The organism is Desulfotruncus arcticus DSM 17038 (genome assembly GCF_900113335.1).
In the GTDB taxonomy this organism is placed as follows: Bacteria; Bacillota; Desulfotomaculia; order Desulfotomaculales; family Desulfallaceae; genus Desulfotruncus; species Desulfotruncus arcticus.
In genome coordinates, this window is sequence record NZ_FOOX01000005.1 from 1 (window position 1) to 16,194 (window position 16,194).

Annotated in this window: 20 protein-coding genes, 1 tRNA gene and 1 pseudogene; 19 read left to right on the forward strand and 3 right to left on the reverse strand. The window is 43.2% G+C overall.

What is annotated here, in order from left to right:
• The 15 genes and pseudogenes from BM056_RS26815 to BM056_RS08065 all read left to right on the forward strand — a co-directional run.
• Positions 1-111, forward strand: a pseudogene (locus BM056_RS26815) (methylenetetrahydrofolate reductase); the annotation flags it as partial.
• A gap of 137 nt (positions 112-248) precedes the next feature.
• The gene (locus BM056_RS08000) at positions 249-560 is read left to right on the forward strand and encodes a YbjQ family protein (protein WP_092470516.1); all 312 of its coding nucleotides are present in this window, start codon (positions 249-251) and stop codon (positions 558-560) included.
• 219 nt (positions 561-779) lie between these two features.
• Positions 780-1,568, forward strand: coding sequence for a DnaD domain-containing protein (locus tag BM056_RS08005; protein WP_238456361.1), 789 nt, complete (start codon positions 780-782; stop codon positions 1,566-1,568).
• Between the two features lie 16 nt (positions 1,569-1,584).
• Entirely contained in the window at positions 1,585-2,313 is a 729-nt protein-coding gene (locus tag BM056_RS08010; protein ID WP_238456362.1) for an ATP-binding protein, read from the forward strand.
• 22 nt (positions 2,314-2,335) lie between these two features.
• Positions 2,336-3,421 (forward strand): cobalt-precorrin-5B (C(1))-methyltransferase CbiD, encoded by a 1,086-nt coding sequence (gene cbiD, locus BM056_RS08015; protein ID WP_092470518.1) that lies wholly within the window; start codon positions 2,336-2,338, stop codon positions 3,419-3,421.
• Complete coding sequence (cbiE, locus tag BM056_RS08020; protein ID WP_092470520.1) at positions 3,409-4,041, forward strand: precorrin-6y C5,15-methyltransferase (decarboxylating) subunit CbiE; 633 nt, start codon at positions 3,409-3,411, stop codon at positions 4,039-4,041. The genes cbiD and cbiE overlap by 13 nt, the downstream gene beginning before the upstream one ends.
• Entirely contained in the window at positions 4,034-4,642 is a 609-nt protein-coding gene (gene cbiT / locus BM056_RS08025; RefSeq protein WP_207648161.1) for a precorrin-6Y C5,15-methyltransferase (decarboxylating) subunit CbiT, read from the forward strand. Before cbiE ends, cbiT begins: the two co-directional genes overlap by 8 nt.
• A 31-nt stretch (positions 4,643-4,673) precedes the next feature.
• The gene (cobI, locus tag BM056_RS08030; RefSeq protein ID WP_092470522.1) at positions 4,674-5,378 is read left to right on the forward strand and encodes a precorrin-2 C(20)-methyltransferase; all 705 of its coding nucleotides are present in this window, start codon (positions 4,674-4,676) and stop codon (positions 5,376-5,378) included.
• 127 nt (positions 5,379-5,505) lie between these two features.
• The gene (gene cobM, locus BM056_RS08035; protein ID WP_092470524.1) at positions 5,506-6,261 is read left to right on the forward strand and encodes a precorrin-4 C(11)-methyltransferase; all 756 of its coding nucleotides are present in this window, start codon (positions 5,506-5,508) and stop codon (positions 6,259-6,261) included.
• Positions 6,258-7,337 (forward strand): cobalt-precorrin 5A hydrolase, encoded by a 1,080-nt coding sequence (locus BM056_RS08040; protein ID WP_092470526.1) that lies wholly within the window; start codon positions 6,258-6,260, stop codon positions 7,335-7,337. The genes cobM and BM056_RS08040 overlap by 4 nt, the downstream gene beginning before the upstream one ends.
• Positions 7,338-7,366: 29 nt before the next feature.
• Entirely contained in the window at positions 7,367-8,056 is a 690-nt protein-coding gene (gene cobJ / locus BM056_RS08045) for a precorrin-3B C(17)-methyltransferase (protein ID WP_238456363.1), read from the forward strand.
• Positions 8,053-8,844, forward strand: coding sequence for a precorrin-6A reductase (gene cobK / locus BM056_RS08050; protein WP_092470530.1), 792 nt, complete (start codon positions 8,053-8,055; stop codon positions 8,842-8,844). The genes cobJ and cobK overlap by 4 nt, the downstream gene beginning before the upstream one ends.
• On the forward strand, positions 8,841-9,212 hold the full coding sequence (locus BM056_RS08055) for a sirohydrochlorin chelatase (RefSeq protein WP_092470532.1): 372 nt from the start codon (positions 8,841-8,843) through the stop codon (positions 9,210-9,212). The genes cobK and BM056_RS08055 overlap by 4 nt, the downstream gene beginning before the upstream one ends.
• Positions 9,209-9,829 (forward strand): precorrin-8X methylmutase, encoded by a 621-nt coding sequence (locus BM056_RS08060; protein ID WP_174549943.1) that lies wholly within the window; start codon positions 9,209-9,211, stop codon positions 9,827-9,829. The genes BM056_RS08055 and BM056_RS08060 overlap by 4 nt, the downstream gene beginning before the upstream one ends.
• Positions 9,830-10,029: 200 nt before the next feature.
• Positions 10,030-10,701 carry a cell wall hydrolase gene (locus tag BM056_RS08065; RefSeq protein WP_092470534.1) on the forward strand — a complete coding sequence of 224 codons (672 nt, stop codon included), beginning with the start codon at positions 10,030-10,032 and terminating at the stop codon, positions 10,699-10,701.
• 25 nt (positions 10,702-10,726) lie between these two features.
• Here the strand turns inward: BM056_RS08065 and BM056_RS08070 are convergent, their stop codons facing one another.
• Positions 10,727-11,554 (reverse strand): Asp23/Gls24 family envelope stress response protein, encoded by an 828-nt coding sequence (locus BM056_RS08070; RefSeq protein ID WP_092470536.1) that lies wholly within the window; start codon positions 11,552-11,554, stop codon positions 10,727-10,729.
• A gap of 155 nt (positions 11,555-11,709) precedes the next feature.
• On the opposite strand from BM056_RS08070, the gene BM056_RS08075 reads away from it, so the two are divergent.
• Together BM056_RS08075 and BM056_RS08080 are read left to right on the forward strand one after the other, a co-directional pair.
• Positions 11,710-12,141, forward strand: coding sequence for a hypothetical protein (locus BM056_RS08075; protein WP_092470538.1), 432 nt, complete (start codon positions 11,710-11,712; stop codon positions 12,139-12,141).
• 33 nt (positions 12,142-12,174) lie between these two features.
• Entirely contained in the window at positions 12,175-12,768 is a 594-nt protein-coding gene (locus tag BM056_RS08080; RefSeq protein WP_092470539.1) for a DUF3786 domain-containing protein, read from the forward strand.
• 55 nt (positions 12,769-12,823) lie between these two features.
• Here BM056_RS08080 and BM056_RS08085 read toward each other — a convergent pair whose 3' ends face one another.
• Positions 12,824-13,144: a carbohydrate-binding protein gene (locus BM056_RS08085; protein ID WP_092470541.1), complete on the reverse strand. Its 321-nt coding sequence runs from the start codon at positions 13,142-13,144 to the stop codon at positions 12,824-12,826.
• 137 nt (positions 13,145-13,281) lie between these two features.
• On the opposite strand from BM056_RS08085, the gene BM056_RS08090 reads away from it, so the two are divergent.
• Positions 13,282-13,358 (forward strand) — tRNA-Pro (locus BM056_RS08090).
• A gap of 236 nt (positions 13,359-13,594) precedes the next feature.
• On the opposite strand, the gene BM056_RS08095 is transcribed toward BM056_RS08090, so the two are convergent.
• Positions 13,595-14,707, reverse strand: coding sequence for a helix-turn-helix transcriptional regulator (locus tag BM056_RS08095; protein WP_092470542.1), 1,113 nt, complete (start codon positions 14,705-14,707; stop codon positions 13,595-13,597).
• Positions 14,708-15,116: 409 nt separating this feature from the next.
• On the opposite strand from BM056_RS08095, the gene BM056_RS08100 reads away from it, so the two are divergent.
• Positions 15,117-16,151, forward strand: a complete 1,035-nt coding sequence (locus BM056_RS08100; protein ID WP_165613434.1) for a TRAP transporter substrate-binding protein — start codon at positions 15,117-15,119, stop codon at positions 16,149-16,151.
• Positions 16,152-16,194: the final 43 nt, after the last annotated feature.

Here is a 16,194-nt window from a genome sequence, read left to right on the forward strand (position 1 = left end):
AAGGAAAACATTAAGGGCGTGCACGGTGTACACGTAATGGCCATCGCCTGGGAAGAAGTTGTGCCTGAAATAGTTGAAAGAAGCGGACTATATCCCAGGCCTAAAATCTAGTCATTAATAGTTTTAAAAAATCCGCACAAACTAAAATGTGCGGATTTTTTATTTTCTTTTTATCGGCTGTTAGGGAGGATTGTTTGATACATTGACGTAAATAATTTATATTAACTAAATTATGGGAGGAATTAATAATGATATTGACTACAACACCAACTGTTGAGGGAAAAACGATAGAAAGTTACCTGGGAATAGTATGTGGTGAAGCTATTATGGGAGCAAATGTAGTCCGGGACTTATTTGCCACGATAACCGATATTGTTGGGGGAAGGTCGGGAGCATATGAGGCAAAGTTAGCCCAGGCCCGTGACATTGCTATGGAAGAAATGGCCGCCAAGGCTAAAAGACTTGGTGCCAACGCTGTTGTGGGAATAGACCTTGATTACGAGGTTGTCCGTGAAGGTATGCTGATGGTTACCACAAGCGGAACCGCCGTCAAGCTCTAAACTAAACCCTAAAAAATGAATAATGGGGGACATCCTCCAGTAATCACTCGCATCAGATGCCCATTCCGTCAAAGAGCTTAGACCGGGCCTAAACCAAGCTAAAAGCATCTAACAGAATTTTACTGCAGAAAACCACTTATTCAGGAAGAAAACCAGACCAATTTTAATGGTGGACAAACCCAACACTCTGCCATAAAATAAATTGGAGGAGAGATTGGAATGGGAATCACAGGATCTAAAACTGCAAAGAAATATAAAACAGGAAATATTACTGCCGCTTTTGGCAGTGATCTTTTCCTGCAAGGCTCTACTGCAATTCCTAATTTACTTTTGAAGTTTTACAATCAGCTTGGCATAAGTGATTCAGAAATGATGCTGCTTATTCAATTAATCAGACTGCGTACTGAAGATAAAAATTTTTTTCCCTCACTGGAAGCATTATATCCTTTTCTTTCAGGTAGTGAAGAACAGATTGAAAATAACCTGAACAGCTTACTTCATCAAGAATTGATTAAGGTATCTGATTTTTTTGATGCTCAAAGAGAAGTAGTTTTTAAAGGTTTTGACTTTGAACCCCTGTTCGAAAAACTTTCTGAATTGTGGGCCTGTGCCAAGGTACAGGAAAATCAAAATATAAGAAACTTTATTGAGGCAGAACAATTTCAACAGGATTCGATTAATCTATTTAAAAATTTTGAATCAGAATTTGGCAGGCCGTTATCGCCAATGGAAATTGATCAAATTAATTCATGGTCCCGAAGAATTCAACCGTTTTTGGTGCTGGAAGCATTGAGGCGAGCCGTACTGCTGGGAAAGCATAATTTTAAATATATTGACAGCATCTTGCTTGAATGGGAAAAAAACAACATAACCTCAGCCGGTGACATTGAAGAATATGACAGGAGATTTAAAAATAAACATCCTGCTAAAAAAAAGCCGCAAGATACCAAGAAGGAAGATCATAAGCAAAGCAAAAAAAGTTTGATCAAATCACTTTATATGAATTGAGAAAGGTTGTCCAACATTGGTTTTTTGCCATAAATGCAACGACAGCGGTTTGATCGTACATGACGACTTTGTGGAACAATGTTCATGTTATACACAGCGAGCTATAACTTATAAAATTATTGCTTCACAAATACCTCCTAAGTTTCAAGGCTATACCTTTGAAAAATTTAACATGGGCTTTTACTCCAAAAGCTGCGTAGATCCGGGAAGGAATAAATCATTACGGGATATTGCAGCAAGTACTTTGCTTGCTGCCAAAAGTTTTGTAAATAATATGCTTATTAACTCGCCTACCGAAGGACTGCTGCTAACCGGTCCTGTCGGAAGCGGTAAAACTTTTTTGGCCTGCTGCATAGCCAACGAGCTTTTATCCAGGAATAAAAAAATTCTGTTTGTTGTAGTTCCTGACTTACTGGACCAGATCAAGGCAACCTACGGACCCAACAGATCAAATACGGTTACGGAATCAGACCTGCTGGACACGGCACGTGAGGTACCCATGCTGATTTTAGACGATTTGGGAGCTCATAATTATACCGATTGGACACGCAATAAAATTTTTTCTATTATTAATTACCGGCTAAATTATCTTCTGCCAACTGTAATAACCAGTAATATTAATCTGGAAGATCTGGAAGAACACCTTGGAGAAAGAACAACTTCACGTATTGTGCAAATGTGTAAGCCGTACCGGTTACTTGTAGACGATGACATTCGTGTACAGCTTGCTACAGCCGGTAAATAAAAGCTTCTAAGGAGAAGCAAGTATGAGAACAGGAATAACAACCGGAGCATCGGCAGCAGCCGCAGCTAAGGCTGCTGCTATATCTTTGCTTACCAATCGTACCCCCTCTGAAACAGCTGTCATAAATCCGGACGGTAAGACGATCAAAGTGTCTATACGCCGGTACTTCGACGTATTGAACGGTAAAGGTGCGGTTGTGCTAAAAGATGGCGGAGACGACCCTGATATCACCCACGGCCTGGAAATAATGGCTGAAGTAGTTCTGTCGACAGACAGTAATATAATTATTTTAGGCGGACAAGGGGTTGGCACGGTAACTAAACCAGGACTCCAGGTGCCGGTAGGCCAACCCGCCATTAACCCTGTTCCGCAGTGGATGATCGAAACTGCATTAAAAGAGGCTTTACCGGACGGCCAGGGGTGTCTTGTAACAATAAGCGTTCCGGACGGAGAAAAAGTAGCCAGAAGAACATTAAACCCGCGACTGGGCATCACCGGAGGAATATCTATTCTTGGCACTACCGGTATAGTTTTACCAATGTCTGAGGAAGCCTATAAAGATTCTTTAGTACCTTTGATCGATGTGGCGGTAGCTGCCGGCTTGAAAAGCGTTGTCCTGACACCCGGCCGGCTCGGTGCCAAATGGGCCGCAGCTCACGGAATGCCGGAAAAGGCCGTGGTAGAGATGAGCAATTTCGTGGGCTTTATGCTGGAGAAATGCGTGGACAGAGGTATAGAGCAAGTGTTGCTATGGGGACATCACGGTAAATTAATAAAAATAGCTGCAGGTATCTTTCATACCCATAGCAAGGTGGCTGATGCCAGACAGGAAACTTACGCTGCCCTGGCCGCTGCACACGGCGCTGCAAAAGAAACGGTATTAGCCATAATGGAGAGCTTAACCACAGAAGCGATCTTGGAGATTCTGATTAAAAATAATTTAACTGAAATTATTAGCATAGCAGCAGAAAGGGCCAGCTCAAGAGCTGAACAATATGTCAGGGGCAGCTTAAAAATAGGAACGGCGTTCCTGGCCATGAACGGAAAAATATTAGCGGCTGATCAACGAGCCCGTTTGATAGGTGGTAAATTGGGATGGCGAATATAACCATTGTTGGTGTAGGGCCGGGAAGTAAGGAATACCTGACCCGGGCCGCCGAGACCGCAATTGATCATGCCGATGTTTTAATCGGCGGCCATAGACAATTAGAAATGTTCAGATCCCTGCCTGCGGAAAAAATTGCCATTACCGCAGAGCTTGGACCTGTTTTACAATTAATTAGGAGCAAAGCCCTTAACGGGGAAAAAGTTGTCGTCCTGTCTTCCGGCGACCCTGGTTTTTATGGAATTCTGGGTACTATTAACAAATATTTGCCGGATTTAAACGTAAATGTCATTCCCGGCATATCATCGGTGCAAGTTGCGTGCGCCAAAATAGGAATAACCTGGGATGACGCTGTTTTAACCAGCTGCCACGGACGTGACATTTTACCGCTGGTAGCAGCGGTAAAAAAATACAATAAAGTTATAACACTGACCGGTCCCAAGCAAAATCCCACTGAAATTGCCCGGGCTCTGCTGGAAGGCGGTGCCATAAACAAATCTGTATATATAGCCTGCAATCTTTCCTATCAGGATGAAGTAATAATAAGCACGGACTTAAAGAAACTTTCCTCTTTAAACCAAAGTGATTTTACCAATTGTGTGATGGTGATCTATAGTGAGTAAATTTTGGCCATTCTCGACCCCGGGCATACCGGACGATATCTTCATACGTGACCAGGTGCCCATGACTAAAGAAGAAGTCAGGGTGTTAACACTGGCAAAAACCAGATTGGCGCCAGGACAGGTGGTATGGGACATTGGCTCGGGAACCGGCTCTTTATCCATAGAGGCGGCACTGCTAACGCCCGGGGGCACTGTTTATGCCATTGAAAAAAACACACTGGGTATAGGGTTATGCCGTGAAAACGCCAATAAAATAGGAGTCGATAACATAATTTTTATCCAGGGTGAGGCGCCCGGCGTTTTAGAAAAACTTCCCGATCCGGACCGGGTTATCATAGGAGGCAGTGGCGGTTGTCTATCTCAGGTGCTGCAAGTTGCCATGAGTAGACTAAAGTCTAAAGGACGGCTGGTAATTAACGCCGTAACAATGGAAACCCTGACTCTTTGTACTGCAGCTCTGACAGGGAAAAATTGTGATATCATCCAGGTTAATATTTCCCGCGCCGTCCCATACGGAAACTACCGAATGTGGCGGGCATTAAATCCAGTTTACATAATTACATACCAGGAGACAGGAGTCAGAAGCCAGGAGTCAGAATAGACCAATACCAAACAAGAAAGGTGAGTACGCATTGACTGGAATTTTTTATGGGATTGGAGTTGGTCCGGGCGACCCGGAATTGCTCACGATAAAAGCTCAAAGGATTCTATCCGATATTGATGTATTATGTGTTCCCAAGTCACGTATGGAAAAGGACAGTTTGGCCTTAACCGTAGTAAAAAACGCGGTAGCCAGGGAGTATAAAATACTGGAACTGGAGTTTCCCATGTCCCGGGACCAGAAACTGTTGGAAAAATGTTGGAGAGAAGCAGGCGCTCAGGTTGCAGCAGAGCTACTATCAGGCAAAAATGTCGCTTTTATTACCATCGGTGATCCAACCTTATACAGTACTTACGGTTACCTGCTTAGATATATCAGGGAAGCACATTCGGAAATAATTACTTCAACAATTCCGGGCATTACATCAATATCCGCATGTTCTGCTTTTATCCAAGAGCCACTGGTAGAAAGGGAAGAGAAACTGGCGATCATTCCAGCAGCTTATAATCTTGACGATTTACGTTCAGTTTTAGACCTTTTTGACTCAGTAGTATTGATGAAAGTTAACAAGCGTCTACCCGAATTGATTAATTTTTTTAAAGAAATTGACAATGTTGAAACATATTATGTCAGCCGCTGTGGATATCCTGATGAATTCTCGACAAGCAAGCTTGAGGAAATTGAAGGTAAAAACCTGGACTACATGTCCTTAATGATTGTTAAAAAAGCGCGCTAATTCACTTCCCTTAGTGCGCGTCTTAACTCTGGCATAAATTGGGGACATTCCTCAAAGAGGTGTGTCCCCTGACCGCAAAATGGCCATGTATACTGTCCTAAAGTATTAAAAAGCGGAGGGATTTTTAATGATTTATTTTGTGGGCGCGGGTCCCGGTGATCCCGATTTAATTACCGTTAAAGGGGCCAAGGTTTTAGCCCGGGCTAAAATTGTTATTTACGCCGGTTCGCTTGTTAACAAAGAGCTATTAACAATATGCGACCGAAACGCCGAAATATATAATAGCGCGGGAATGACCCTTGAGCAAATTACTCAATTAATGATAGAGGGACACCGTAAAGGTCTGGAAGTTGTTCGCCTTCATACCGGAGATCCTTCTTTATACGGCGCAATTCAGGAGCAAATGGATGTATTGCGCAAGGAGTCTGTGCCGTTTTGTGTAATACCTGGTGTCAGTTCCTTTCTGGCAGCAGCGGCAGCCATCCCCCACGAGCTTACTTTACCGGGCATCACTCAAACGGTTATCCTAACCAGGATGGAAGGACGTACACCAGTGCCGGAAACGGAAACATTACGATCACTGGCTGCTCATAAATCCACTATGTGTATATTTTTAAGCGTTCATTTGCTGGAAGAGTTGTCTGCTGAACTTATCGCCGGAGGTTTTAGCCAAACCACCCCGGTAGCTGTTATTGAAAAAGCATCATGGCCTGATGAGCGGATTGTGACCGGCAACCTGGAAAACATTTCAGGAAAGGTTAAGGAAGCAGGGATAACCAAAACAGCCATGATTATCGTCAGTCAGGCATTTCAGGCAGGTTACCTGCCATCACGTCTTTACGATGCTGATTTTAGTCATTCTTATCGGAGAGGCAAGCAGTGAAAACCGCCGTTATCTGCATTACCAGGCGAAGTTATAATTTAGGTTCACAGATTAAAAGAAAGCTTGGACAAAACGGCAGTGAGACCGACCTTTATTTATTTAACCAGGGCTCTGACAGATCTTCCGCCAGAGCTGATGATACTATTTATTTTAAAAGCCTGTCCGGCCTTGTAAGGGAAATATTTCCATTATATCGCCAGATTATCTTTATTATGGCCCTTGGCATAGTTGTTCGGGTTATCGCAAGTCTGGTCAAGAGCAAAACCACTGACCCCGCTGTGCTCGTAATTGACGAGAACGGCAATAACGTAATCAGTGTGCTTTCAGGTCATCTCGGCGGAGCAAATAAATTAACCAGGCATATTGCAGAGTTAATTGGCGCCAAACCTGTAATTACTACGGCCACAGATGTTCAGGGTTTACCCGCGGTTGATGATTTGGCCAGGGAATATAATTATGCGTTAGATCCTGTATCAGCCGTCAAAGCTGTTAACAGCGCTATTGTCAATGGAGGAATGGTTTACTTTTACGGTAGTAAAAAATTAAAAATTGCCGGGGACACATCATTAAACTTTTTAGCTTTATCCGATTATCCAAACCGCCACAGGTCGGCGGACTTCAATGTGATTATTACCAACGAAATTATTCCTAACCGCCTTGCCAATACGCTGTTTTTACGTCCGCGCAACCTGGTGGTCGGAATTGGCTGTCGTTCTGGAACGTCTGCGGACAAGTTATTGGATGCCATCAATACTTCACTGGAAATATGCAACCGGTCTCCTTTGAGCCTGCGGGCAATAGCTACCATTCAATTAAAAGCTGCGGAACCCGGTTTAATTCAAACCGCCGCTGCCTTAAAGATTCCGGTTTTGACATTTTCAGCTGATGAGATTAATTGCTTTATCAATGAAACCAATGTGTGTATACAGCATTCTGATTTCGTTCAAAAAAATGTTGGTGTGCCAGCTGTTTGTGAACCAGCAGCACTTATGGCAACAGGAAAGGGTGAGCTGCTATTACCGAAACAAAAATTCCCGGGCATAACAGTGGCAGTGGCAGAGGATCCATTGCAGTAATAGGCACCGGGCCAGGCGCAATCGAGGACTTGAGCAGCAGGGCTTTAACTGCGCTTAAGCATGCTGAAGTAATTGTGGGGTATAAAACATATGTAGAACTCATAAAGAACATCATAGTTAATCAAGAAATAATCAGCACAGGCATGACCAGGGAAATTGAACGCGGTGCGGCAGCTATTGACCAGGCCTTGTCGGGTCGTAAAGTTGCCGTTATCAGCAGTGGGGACCCGGGGGTTTACGGTATGGCAGGGCTGATACTTGAATTACTGGAGAAAAAAGGGGAACTAAATAATATTCCTGTGGACATCATTCCCGGCATAACCTCTGCCACATCTGCTGCAGCCCGTTTGGGTGCTCCGCTCATGCACGATTTTGCAGTGATCAGTCTCAGTGACCTTTTAACACCATGGGAAATTATTGAGAAACGTCTGGAAGCATCGGCTAACGCCGATTTTGTAATCGTTCTGTATAATCCGGCAAGCAACAAAAGAAACTGGCAGCTAAAAAGCGCCAGGGATATTATGCTTAAATATAAAGCACCTTCAACTCCGGTGGGAATAGTAAAAAACACCGCACGCCGGCAAGAGGAAATTTATATAACTGATCTGGAAAACATGCTAATTTATCCTGTTGATATGCTCACCACTGTAATAATCGGCAATAAATCCACCAAGGCAGCGGGAGGGTTTATAATAACCCCGCGGGGGTATACTGTATGATTTTAATCCTGGGCGGCACCAGCGAAAGTAAAGAAATTACGACAGCGCTTGTCCGGGAAGGCTACCAGGTAATAGTCTGCGCCGCGACTCCATACGGAGGCTCTTTACTTAAAGAAGCGGGTGCTAATGAGGTTATTCAGCAGCGTCTGGGTACAAGAGAGATAATTGATTTAATCCAAACCAGGGGCATACAACTACTGATCGATGCAACACATCCTTTTGCTGAACTGGTTACAGCCAATGCCCAAAGCGCTTGCCGGCAAACAGGGATCATTTACATCAGGTATGAACGGCCTGGTTGTATTATTCCTGAGCATACACTAATCCATCGTGTGCCGGGATATACTGATGCCGCTAAAAAGGCTGTAGAATTAGCCGGCGAGACTGTTTTCACAACTACCGGCACGAAGACACTGTCTGTTTTTTGCCATGCAGCACAGAGCCGGGGTAAGCGTGTTGTGGCAAGGATTTTACCCGACCTGGACGGGCTAAAACTTTGCTTGGATTTGGGTATATCGCCGGTTGACATTATTGCAATGCAAGGCCCTTTTTCCATTGCCTTAAACAAAGCTTTACTTAATGATTTTAGAGCTGATGTCCTTGTTACAAAGGATAGCGGTGCTATCGGAGGCACCGTGGCTAAAATTGAGGCTGCATTGTCACTGTCAATTCCGGTGGTGCTGATTGAGCGACCCATTTCTGTTCATGGCTCTGTTTCTAGTTCTGTTGGTACTACTGAACAATTGCTTACTAAAATTCTGGATCTTGAGAGGAATGATTATATTTGAAGACTGCAATAGTTTTACTTAGTCATGGAAGCAGGCTTCCTGAAGCGCAAGCTACGCTGCAAAAGATTAAAACCATGGTATCTTCCAATATAACTGAAGATTTTATAGTTGAAGGAGCAGCGTTACAGTTTAACCAACCGGATTTGCCAGCTTCGATAGCCAAAGTGGTTAAACAGGGGGCCACAAAAATTATCGTAGTTCCTTTATTCCTCTATCTTGGCCTGCATATGCAGCGTGATATACCGGAGATACTGGCCAAAGAAAAAATAATTTATCCGGGTGTCAGCATCAACATGTCCGAGCATATCGGCACAGACCCGCTCCTACTGGATATAATCATGAATCGGGTCAGGGGGGTATCCAGTTGAAGTATTGTATAGATCCACAGGCAATTGAACGGGAAAGTATGGCTATAATAGAAAAAAACGTTCCCGAATTAATGAATCTGCCTGTGGGAGAAAAAGCTATAACCAAAAGAATTATTCATACCACCGGTGATTTTAATATTGCCAGCCTGGTTCGGATACACCCTGAAGCTGTTGGAAACGGGCTAAACGCCCTGCGCAATGGCTGTAAACTTATATCAGACGTTAATATGGTACTGGCGGGATTAAATAAAAATAAGCTAAATTCTTTAAATGTGGAATCATACTGCCTGATCAATGATCCGCTAGTAATTAAAGAGGCCGCCGCAACCGGGCAAACAAGGGCAATGGTTGCCATGCAAAGAGCAGGAACTCTATCCGGTGACATAGTAGTTATCGGTAATGCGCCTACAGCGTTATTTACACTATGCGAGATGATTGAAAGCGGTAAAGTTAAACCGGCACTGGTAGTCGGGACACCGGTTGGTTTTGTGGGCGCCGCAGAATCGAAGGATTTATTGGTTGCTCTGAATAAAGTTCCCTATGTAACAATTTTAAGTACCCGGGGAGGAAGTACCATTGCAGCATCAATTATAAATGCATTGCTTTTACAGATATAAAACAGAAGTCAGGAGCCAGTAGCCAGGAGTCAGAATAAAAAAAACTGGCCGGCTGTACACATTCTGAATTCTGACTCCTGACTCCTGACTTCTAAACAAAAAAATCCCTTACGGGATTTTTTTGTTTTTATGGATAATTTTGCATGTATAAAATATATATAAATTGTCTAAGCTAATTTTTGTTCAGAAAGGAGGGGAAAATGTTTAATCATTTTTCCAAAATTACAGGCTTGTTACTTGTAGTAATATGCTTGCTCTGCTTATTTGCCGCTAATGTTTATGCTGATGTCGAAAAAGAAACGGGAGGGTTATATGACGGCTCAGTGAGCTATATCGTTCAACCAGGAGACACGCTGTCAAAGATAGCACAAACTTTTAACATCGATTTAAACCTATTGATGCGGGCCAACAACCTGAAAACAACGGTAATAAAACAATACCAGGTCCTTAATATACCGTCCGGAGACATCGAAACAATAGCAACCTCACGCGGCAGCATAACAAGAGAGGATTTCCTGCTCCTCACAAGAGCTATATATGCTGAAGCCAGAGGTGAAAGCTTTGACGGTCAGGTTGCAATTGGCGCAGTCATTTTAAATAGGACGGAAAGCCCTTACTTTCCCGATTCGATCAGGGAAGTTATCCTACAACGTAATGAACGTATTTGTCAATTTACCCCGGTTTCCAACGGCACCATTAACCTTAAACCGGACGAAGCGGCAGTGCAGGCAGCGGTAAAAGCCCTGGAAGGTTATGATCCAACGGGAGGCGCGTTGTTTTTTTATAACCCGCACATCTCCACTGATAACTGGATCAAAACCTTGCCTGTATTAACTAAAATAGGAAAACATGTTTTTGCGACCAAAGCATAAAAAAGCAGGGAGCATCTCTCCCTGCTTATACTATTTCCTGCACCTTAACACCGGCAACGGTCACATTAATACTCTTAATCGTCAGACCGGTCATTGTTTCAATATATTCTTTGATCCTGAACTGGATATCTCTGCTGGTCTCGTTAATTTTGCTTGTTAAATCAAGGATAACTTCAATTTCAACGCTTACTTCCTGTTCGCTTCTAATTATGTTTAATCGCTTAACTTCGGCCACACCGGGAACAGCAGCTGCGGCGTGGGTGGCAATAGCCCTTAACGCGCCCTGAGAAATAGATAATTTACCATACATTGTGAAGGTCGGCCTGACAATTGATTGTTCCAACCAACCCTTATTACCCTGGTAACCCTTACGGCGCAAGAAAACCTGAAGTGGGTTAATAATTGTTTCAGGTAAACTTTTTCGCACTTCAATGGTGGGAGCCGGTATAACATGTTTACTGTGCTGTGTTCGCATTCTTCTTGCTTTCCGAATTTCCTTTTCTGAGGCAATTTGTTCTATATATACGTATTCTGTTATTACAGGCAGTATTAACCTTTCGGCTATTTTATCCACCATTCTTGTAGAAGTGCCAAGGAGTAATATTTTAGCCGGCTTGATTCTGTTGATGTATTCTATAACTGTTTTCATGTGTTCTACTTCAGTAAAAAGCGCGGTTTTAATAGCGCCTATCCTGGTTGGTTGCTTTTTGGCGGAGACTCCGGCAACAATTTGACTTCCGGTGATAACCAAACCATCATCAATAATTACCTCGGCACCTAATTTATTAGCAAGTAAAACTGCCCTATGGCTCTTCCCGGTACCGCTTGGCCCTACAAGAGCATATACATCCATATTATCCTCCATTCAAAAACCGCATCCGTTTCTAAATTATAATTTTTCTTAGCGGGCACGGGCTTTCCAACTGATTTGATGTTATAATCGTCTTGTATTATTATATATTATCAAATTGATGTTTTTATAGACCTAAAAAATCGGGTGGGATCGATTTGGCCGAAGAATTTATTAATCTTCTTAAAAAAAAGTTTGATCTGAATGAAGCAGAAATTAATTTAATGGGTAAGACTATGCGGCGATTAACCAGAGAAGACCGCAAGTATTTTTTTAAAAGTATGAAGCCCAAAGAAAAAATATATAAAGAATATCTTAGTGCATATTATCAATCCCTTGAGCCGGAGCAAAAAACCGATTTTATCGAAATCACAGTTAACAGCTTGCTGGCAAAAGGCGGCGAACCGGATATTGCAGATTCTATGGCCATGGGCGTTGCAGGCAGAATACCGGTTTATAACCGCATGCGCGAAAAAGCTGAAAATGAGGGATTAAAGTTAAACCTGCTGGCTAATTTTGGAGGCATAGGAACCGTTATCATGCTGGTTGGTGGAATCACCGCAATTATCCTATATTTGCTTGCCAAATAATGTGCTGGCTTATTTAGTTGGGGAGGTATATTAATGTGTAACGAACTTACTGCTCATTCTGCTGCCGTTAATGATTTTATCAACTCCAACCTGGAAGAAATAATCTTAACAAGTGGCGCATTTTTTTCCAAAGACCATAATCATTTGATTATTGATTATTATAACCGCAAACACTATGTATCAGTGCAAAGTGGCGAAGTTACCACAGCATCTGGAGATCAAGTAGCCCTTAACGATGCCACACTGATACTCCAATATATTATCCAGTGCAGCGGACTGCCACCAAGGGGAAGATGGATTTCTTTTTTGGAATTGCCTGATGGAATACATCATTACGTACCTTTTTTAAATGATGCCTGCAACCCGATTAGCCGTGAATTTGGAAATCAGCCTGAAAAACTATTAGCAAGGTCCAAACTATTGGGTGGGATACCTGCATCACTGGGCGACTGTTCCGTAATAATTCCGGCTTTTCCAAAGTTACCGCTGGTAGTTGTAATGTGGGAAGGAGATGATGAGTTTCCACCCAAAGCCACCATACTTTTTGACGCTATAGCTCCCCAGCAATTGTCAACAGCTGCGCTTTGGGTACTGGGATGTGAATTAACCAAAAAACTAATATCTTAACTTTATGCAACGTCAGATAAAGAACTGTGGCCGGCAATTAAGCCAGCCACGTATCTTACGTTATTCTGTAAATCCAATTTGCCCCGCTGTTATTATCCCAGTTTTGGTTGCTATCGCGAAAACAAAAATTAAATTGTTTGTCGTTTAATTCTATTGTTTGCTCCCAGCCTTCACCGGTTTTGTCCATAACATAGTCTTTAATATCTCTCCATTCATTTAGGTCACCTAAACCGCCGTGGATCCATACTTGATTGGCGCCGCTTTGATCCAGCAAACCATTATACCTGACACGTATCTGTTGCCCGTCCTGCGTTAACGGCTTTACTTGAACGCCTTGAATTGCAGTTGAGAAAGTAAATGGACTAAGGCTACTCATTTTGCACCTCCATTTATATGTGTTAGGTATAGTTTAAACAAAAAAGAGTTAATTATTAGCTTTAATTGCGAGGTTTTCAAATTGACAACAGAGGCATTTTAGGTTAATATATTATTTGTCGCTGTAATTTTAATTATCGGGATGTGGCTCAGTTTGGTAGAGCGCACGGTTCGGGACCGTGAGGTCGCACGTTCAAATCGTGTCATCCCGACCAGTTAACCACTTTAAGAAACCCGCAATGCCTTATATATTAAGGATTTGCGGGTTTTTAATTTATTAGCGGGGTTGGGTCAACTCCTTTTAACAATCCCTTAATTCCCGCAAGTTTCAGTAGTTTCGCAGGCAAATTAGCAGGCAAGTACATAGGCATAAAAACAAGTAACCACCGAGGATTTTATATTACTTCGGTGGTTATTTGTTTACTATATAAATAATTAAAAAATACCTGTATTAGAGAAACTTGATCTTTTCCATAATCTGTTTTTGCCCGTTGATATCCATTTTACAATAGAGCGAGGCCAGATGCTTTTTCACGGTGGGGATGCTGATGAAAAGCTCTTTGGCGATCATGTCGTTGGAATACCCCCGCAGTAGGCGGTTTACGATTTCAAATTCTCTTGGCGTCAGGTCATACTGATGTTTGATCTGTTCCAGCGTCTTGCCCAGAATCCGGGAGAGGTCGTAAAGCATGCAGCAATAGTATTCTTTCGTTTTCGCGGGGTCCAGATATGCTTTGTTTACCTCCATAAAAACAGGCCGGTCTTTAAACTTATATTCCACGGGGTTCGGCCTCATGCCATTACGCAGATGCTCTTCATCCAGCTGTTTGCACACTGCCCGCGCGGTGGTGATAAAGATATTATTCAGATAATCCGATTCGTCATGCTCATTGAGAAATGTTTCAAATGTGGCATTGTAGCCTACCAGTTTAAGTTCTTTATCAAAGAGGCATATGCCGACACAGTTTTGCTTCTCAATCAAATGCAGAAAGCTGAACAAGCTGGCTTCCGAGCCGTAGTTGCGCAACACATTTGTAAAATGCGGCTGGAACATCTTGACAATCTCCAGCTCACTGGTGCTGAACGCCCGCTTGTCTCTGGGGCGATGAATCGAAAAGATACCCCGCAGCGCACTTTTACTTTGAATTTTGAAATTGGCCTCAATGGAGTCGTGCAAATTCTCCGGATCAAGGAATTCCCGGTAATAGTCGGTCTTTTGCCGCATCTGGTCATTGAACATATCACTGGTACGGAATAAAACGTAGTTGTTGGAATCCAGAATAGGCAAAACATCATCGAAGTGGCAGTACCATTCATTGTAGCTCTGCCAGCTTTGTTTATCCCAATTAACCACAAAAGAGGAGTGGGTTTTGTAGGTTTCATTCAGTCTTTCATAAAACAAAACGTTGGCTTTCTCAAAATAGATGATATTATAGAGCGATTTAGCAAATTTTTGCATGCGGTCGGCGATGGTTTTGGTATCATCGTATAGCTCCGCGATCATTTCGTTGATCGTTTGAAACGTCGAAGGCATCAAAAGCTTATAGTTATCATTGAGATCCATATGCTCATCTCCTATGCTAAATCGTTATGCACATGCCAATAGTCTAGAATACACCAAATATTATTTTTAAAGTATATCATTGATATTAATAAAAAAACAGGGTGATATTTACGAAAATGGGCCAAGTTCCGGGGAAAAGCGCCAGGTCCGCAAGGGTGTACTTTAGGATATGTTTTGGTTTTATTTTTTAAAATTAAACAAACAAAAAGCATCCTTAAGTATATTAGATTATTGAGAGAATTTTGTTATTATCGTGTTTAGATGATTTATGTTGCAGTTATCATAATTTTTACGAAAATCCCCCCTACGAAAAAAGGAGGATTTTAATAACGATGGTTCAAGCAAAGCTTGGTGCCATCTGACTCGGTGAATGCCGGGAGGCTATTATAAAAAAAGAGGAGGAGGAAAAATGAAAAAGCTGTTAATGTTGATGGTTATCATGATTTTGACCGTAGTGCTGGTAGCAGGCTGCGGCAACAAAGCGGAACCCCCTGCCGGTTCTGACGGGGCAACATCAGAAGCGCCGAGCTACACCATTCGTGTGGCCCATGTGTGCGGAGCTGGCTCACCCTTTGATTACGGCGCGCAGTATTTCAAAAAATTGGTAGAAGAACGCAGCAATGGACGCGTCACCGTGAATGTACATGCCGGCGATCTGACCACCGATGAGATCGAAGGCGTGGAAATGGCCCAGTCCGGCAACCTGGAGATCATGTGGTGCTCCACCGGCAGTCTCGGCGGTTTTGTGCCCAACCTGTCCATCTTCGAAATGCCTTTCCTGTTTGATGATCGCGAGCACGTGGAAAGAGCCCTTGCCAGCGAATTCGGCACGCGGATTCTGAAAGAAGTCTCTGCGGTGGACGATTTAGAAGCCATTGCTTTCCATGAAGACGGTTGGCGTAACATACTTACCAAGGATGTTGTGATCAACAGCGTGGAGGATATGAAGGGTGTTCGCATGAGAAGCATGATGAACGAAGTCTGCATGGATATGTACAAAGCTCTGGGCGCTGTCCCCATCTCCGTATCTTCCGGCGAAATCTACACCAGCCTGCAGACCAACGTGGTTTCCGGTGAGGATAACAGCTTCCTGTATGCTGTGGCCGATGGTTACATCGAAGCAGTGAACTCCGCCTGCATCATCCATCACTTCTATTCTAGCGGCCTTGTGGTTTGCAACGATACCTGGTGGTCCGAACTGACTCCGGAAGACCAGCAACTGATTCAGACCGCCGCCCAAGAAGCCGGCGCCGCCCAGCGCGCATGGTTCCTGGAAAGCGATGAGGCCCTAATCGACGAGTACAAAGCCAAAGGCTTTACCATTACTTATCCGGAAGACCGGGATGCCTGGCGGGAAGCCGTCCAGCCCGTGTATGACAAACAGCTTGCCGCACATCCCGAATGGAAAGAACTGATTGCGATTATCGATAGCGTCAAAAAGTAACTACCTTCGGATTATCGACGTGATCCGCTTTCTCACCCATATT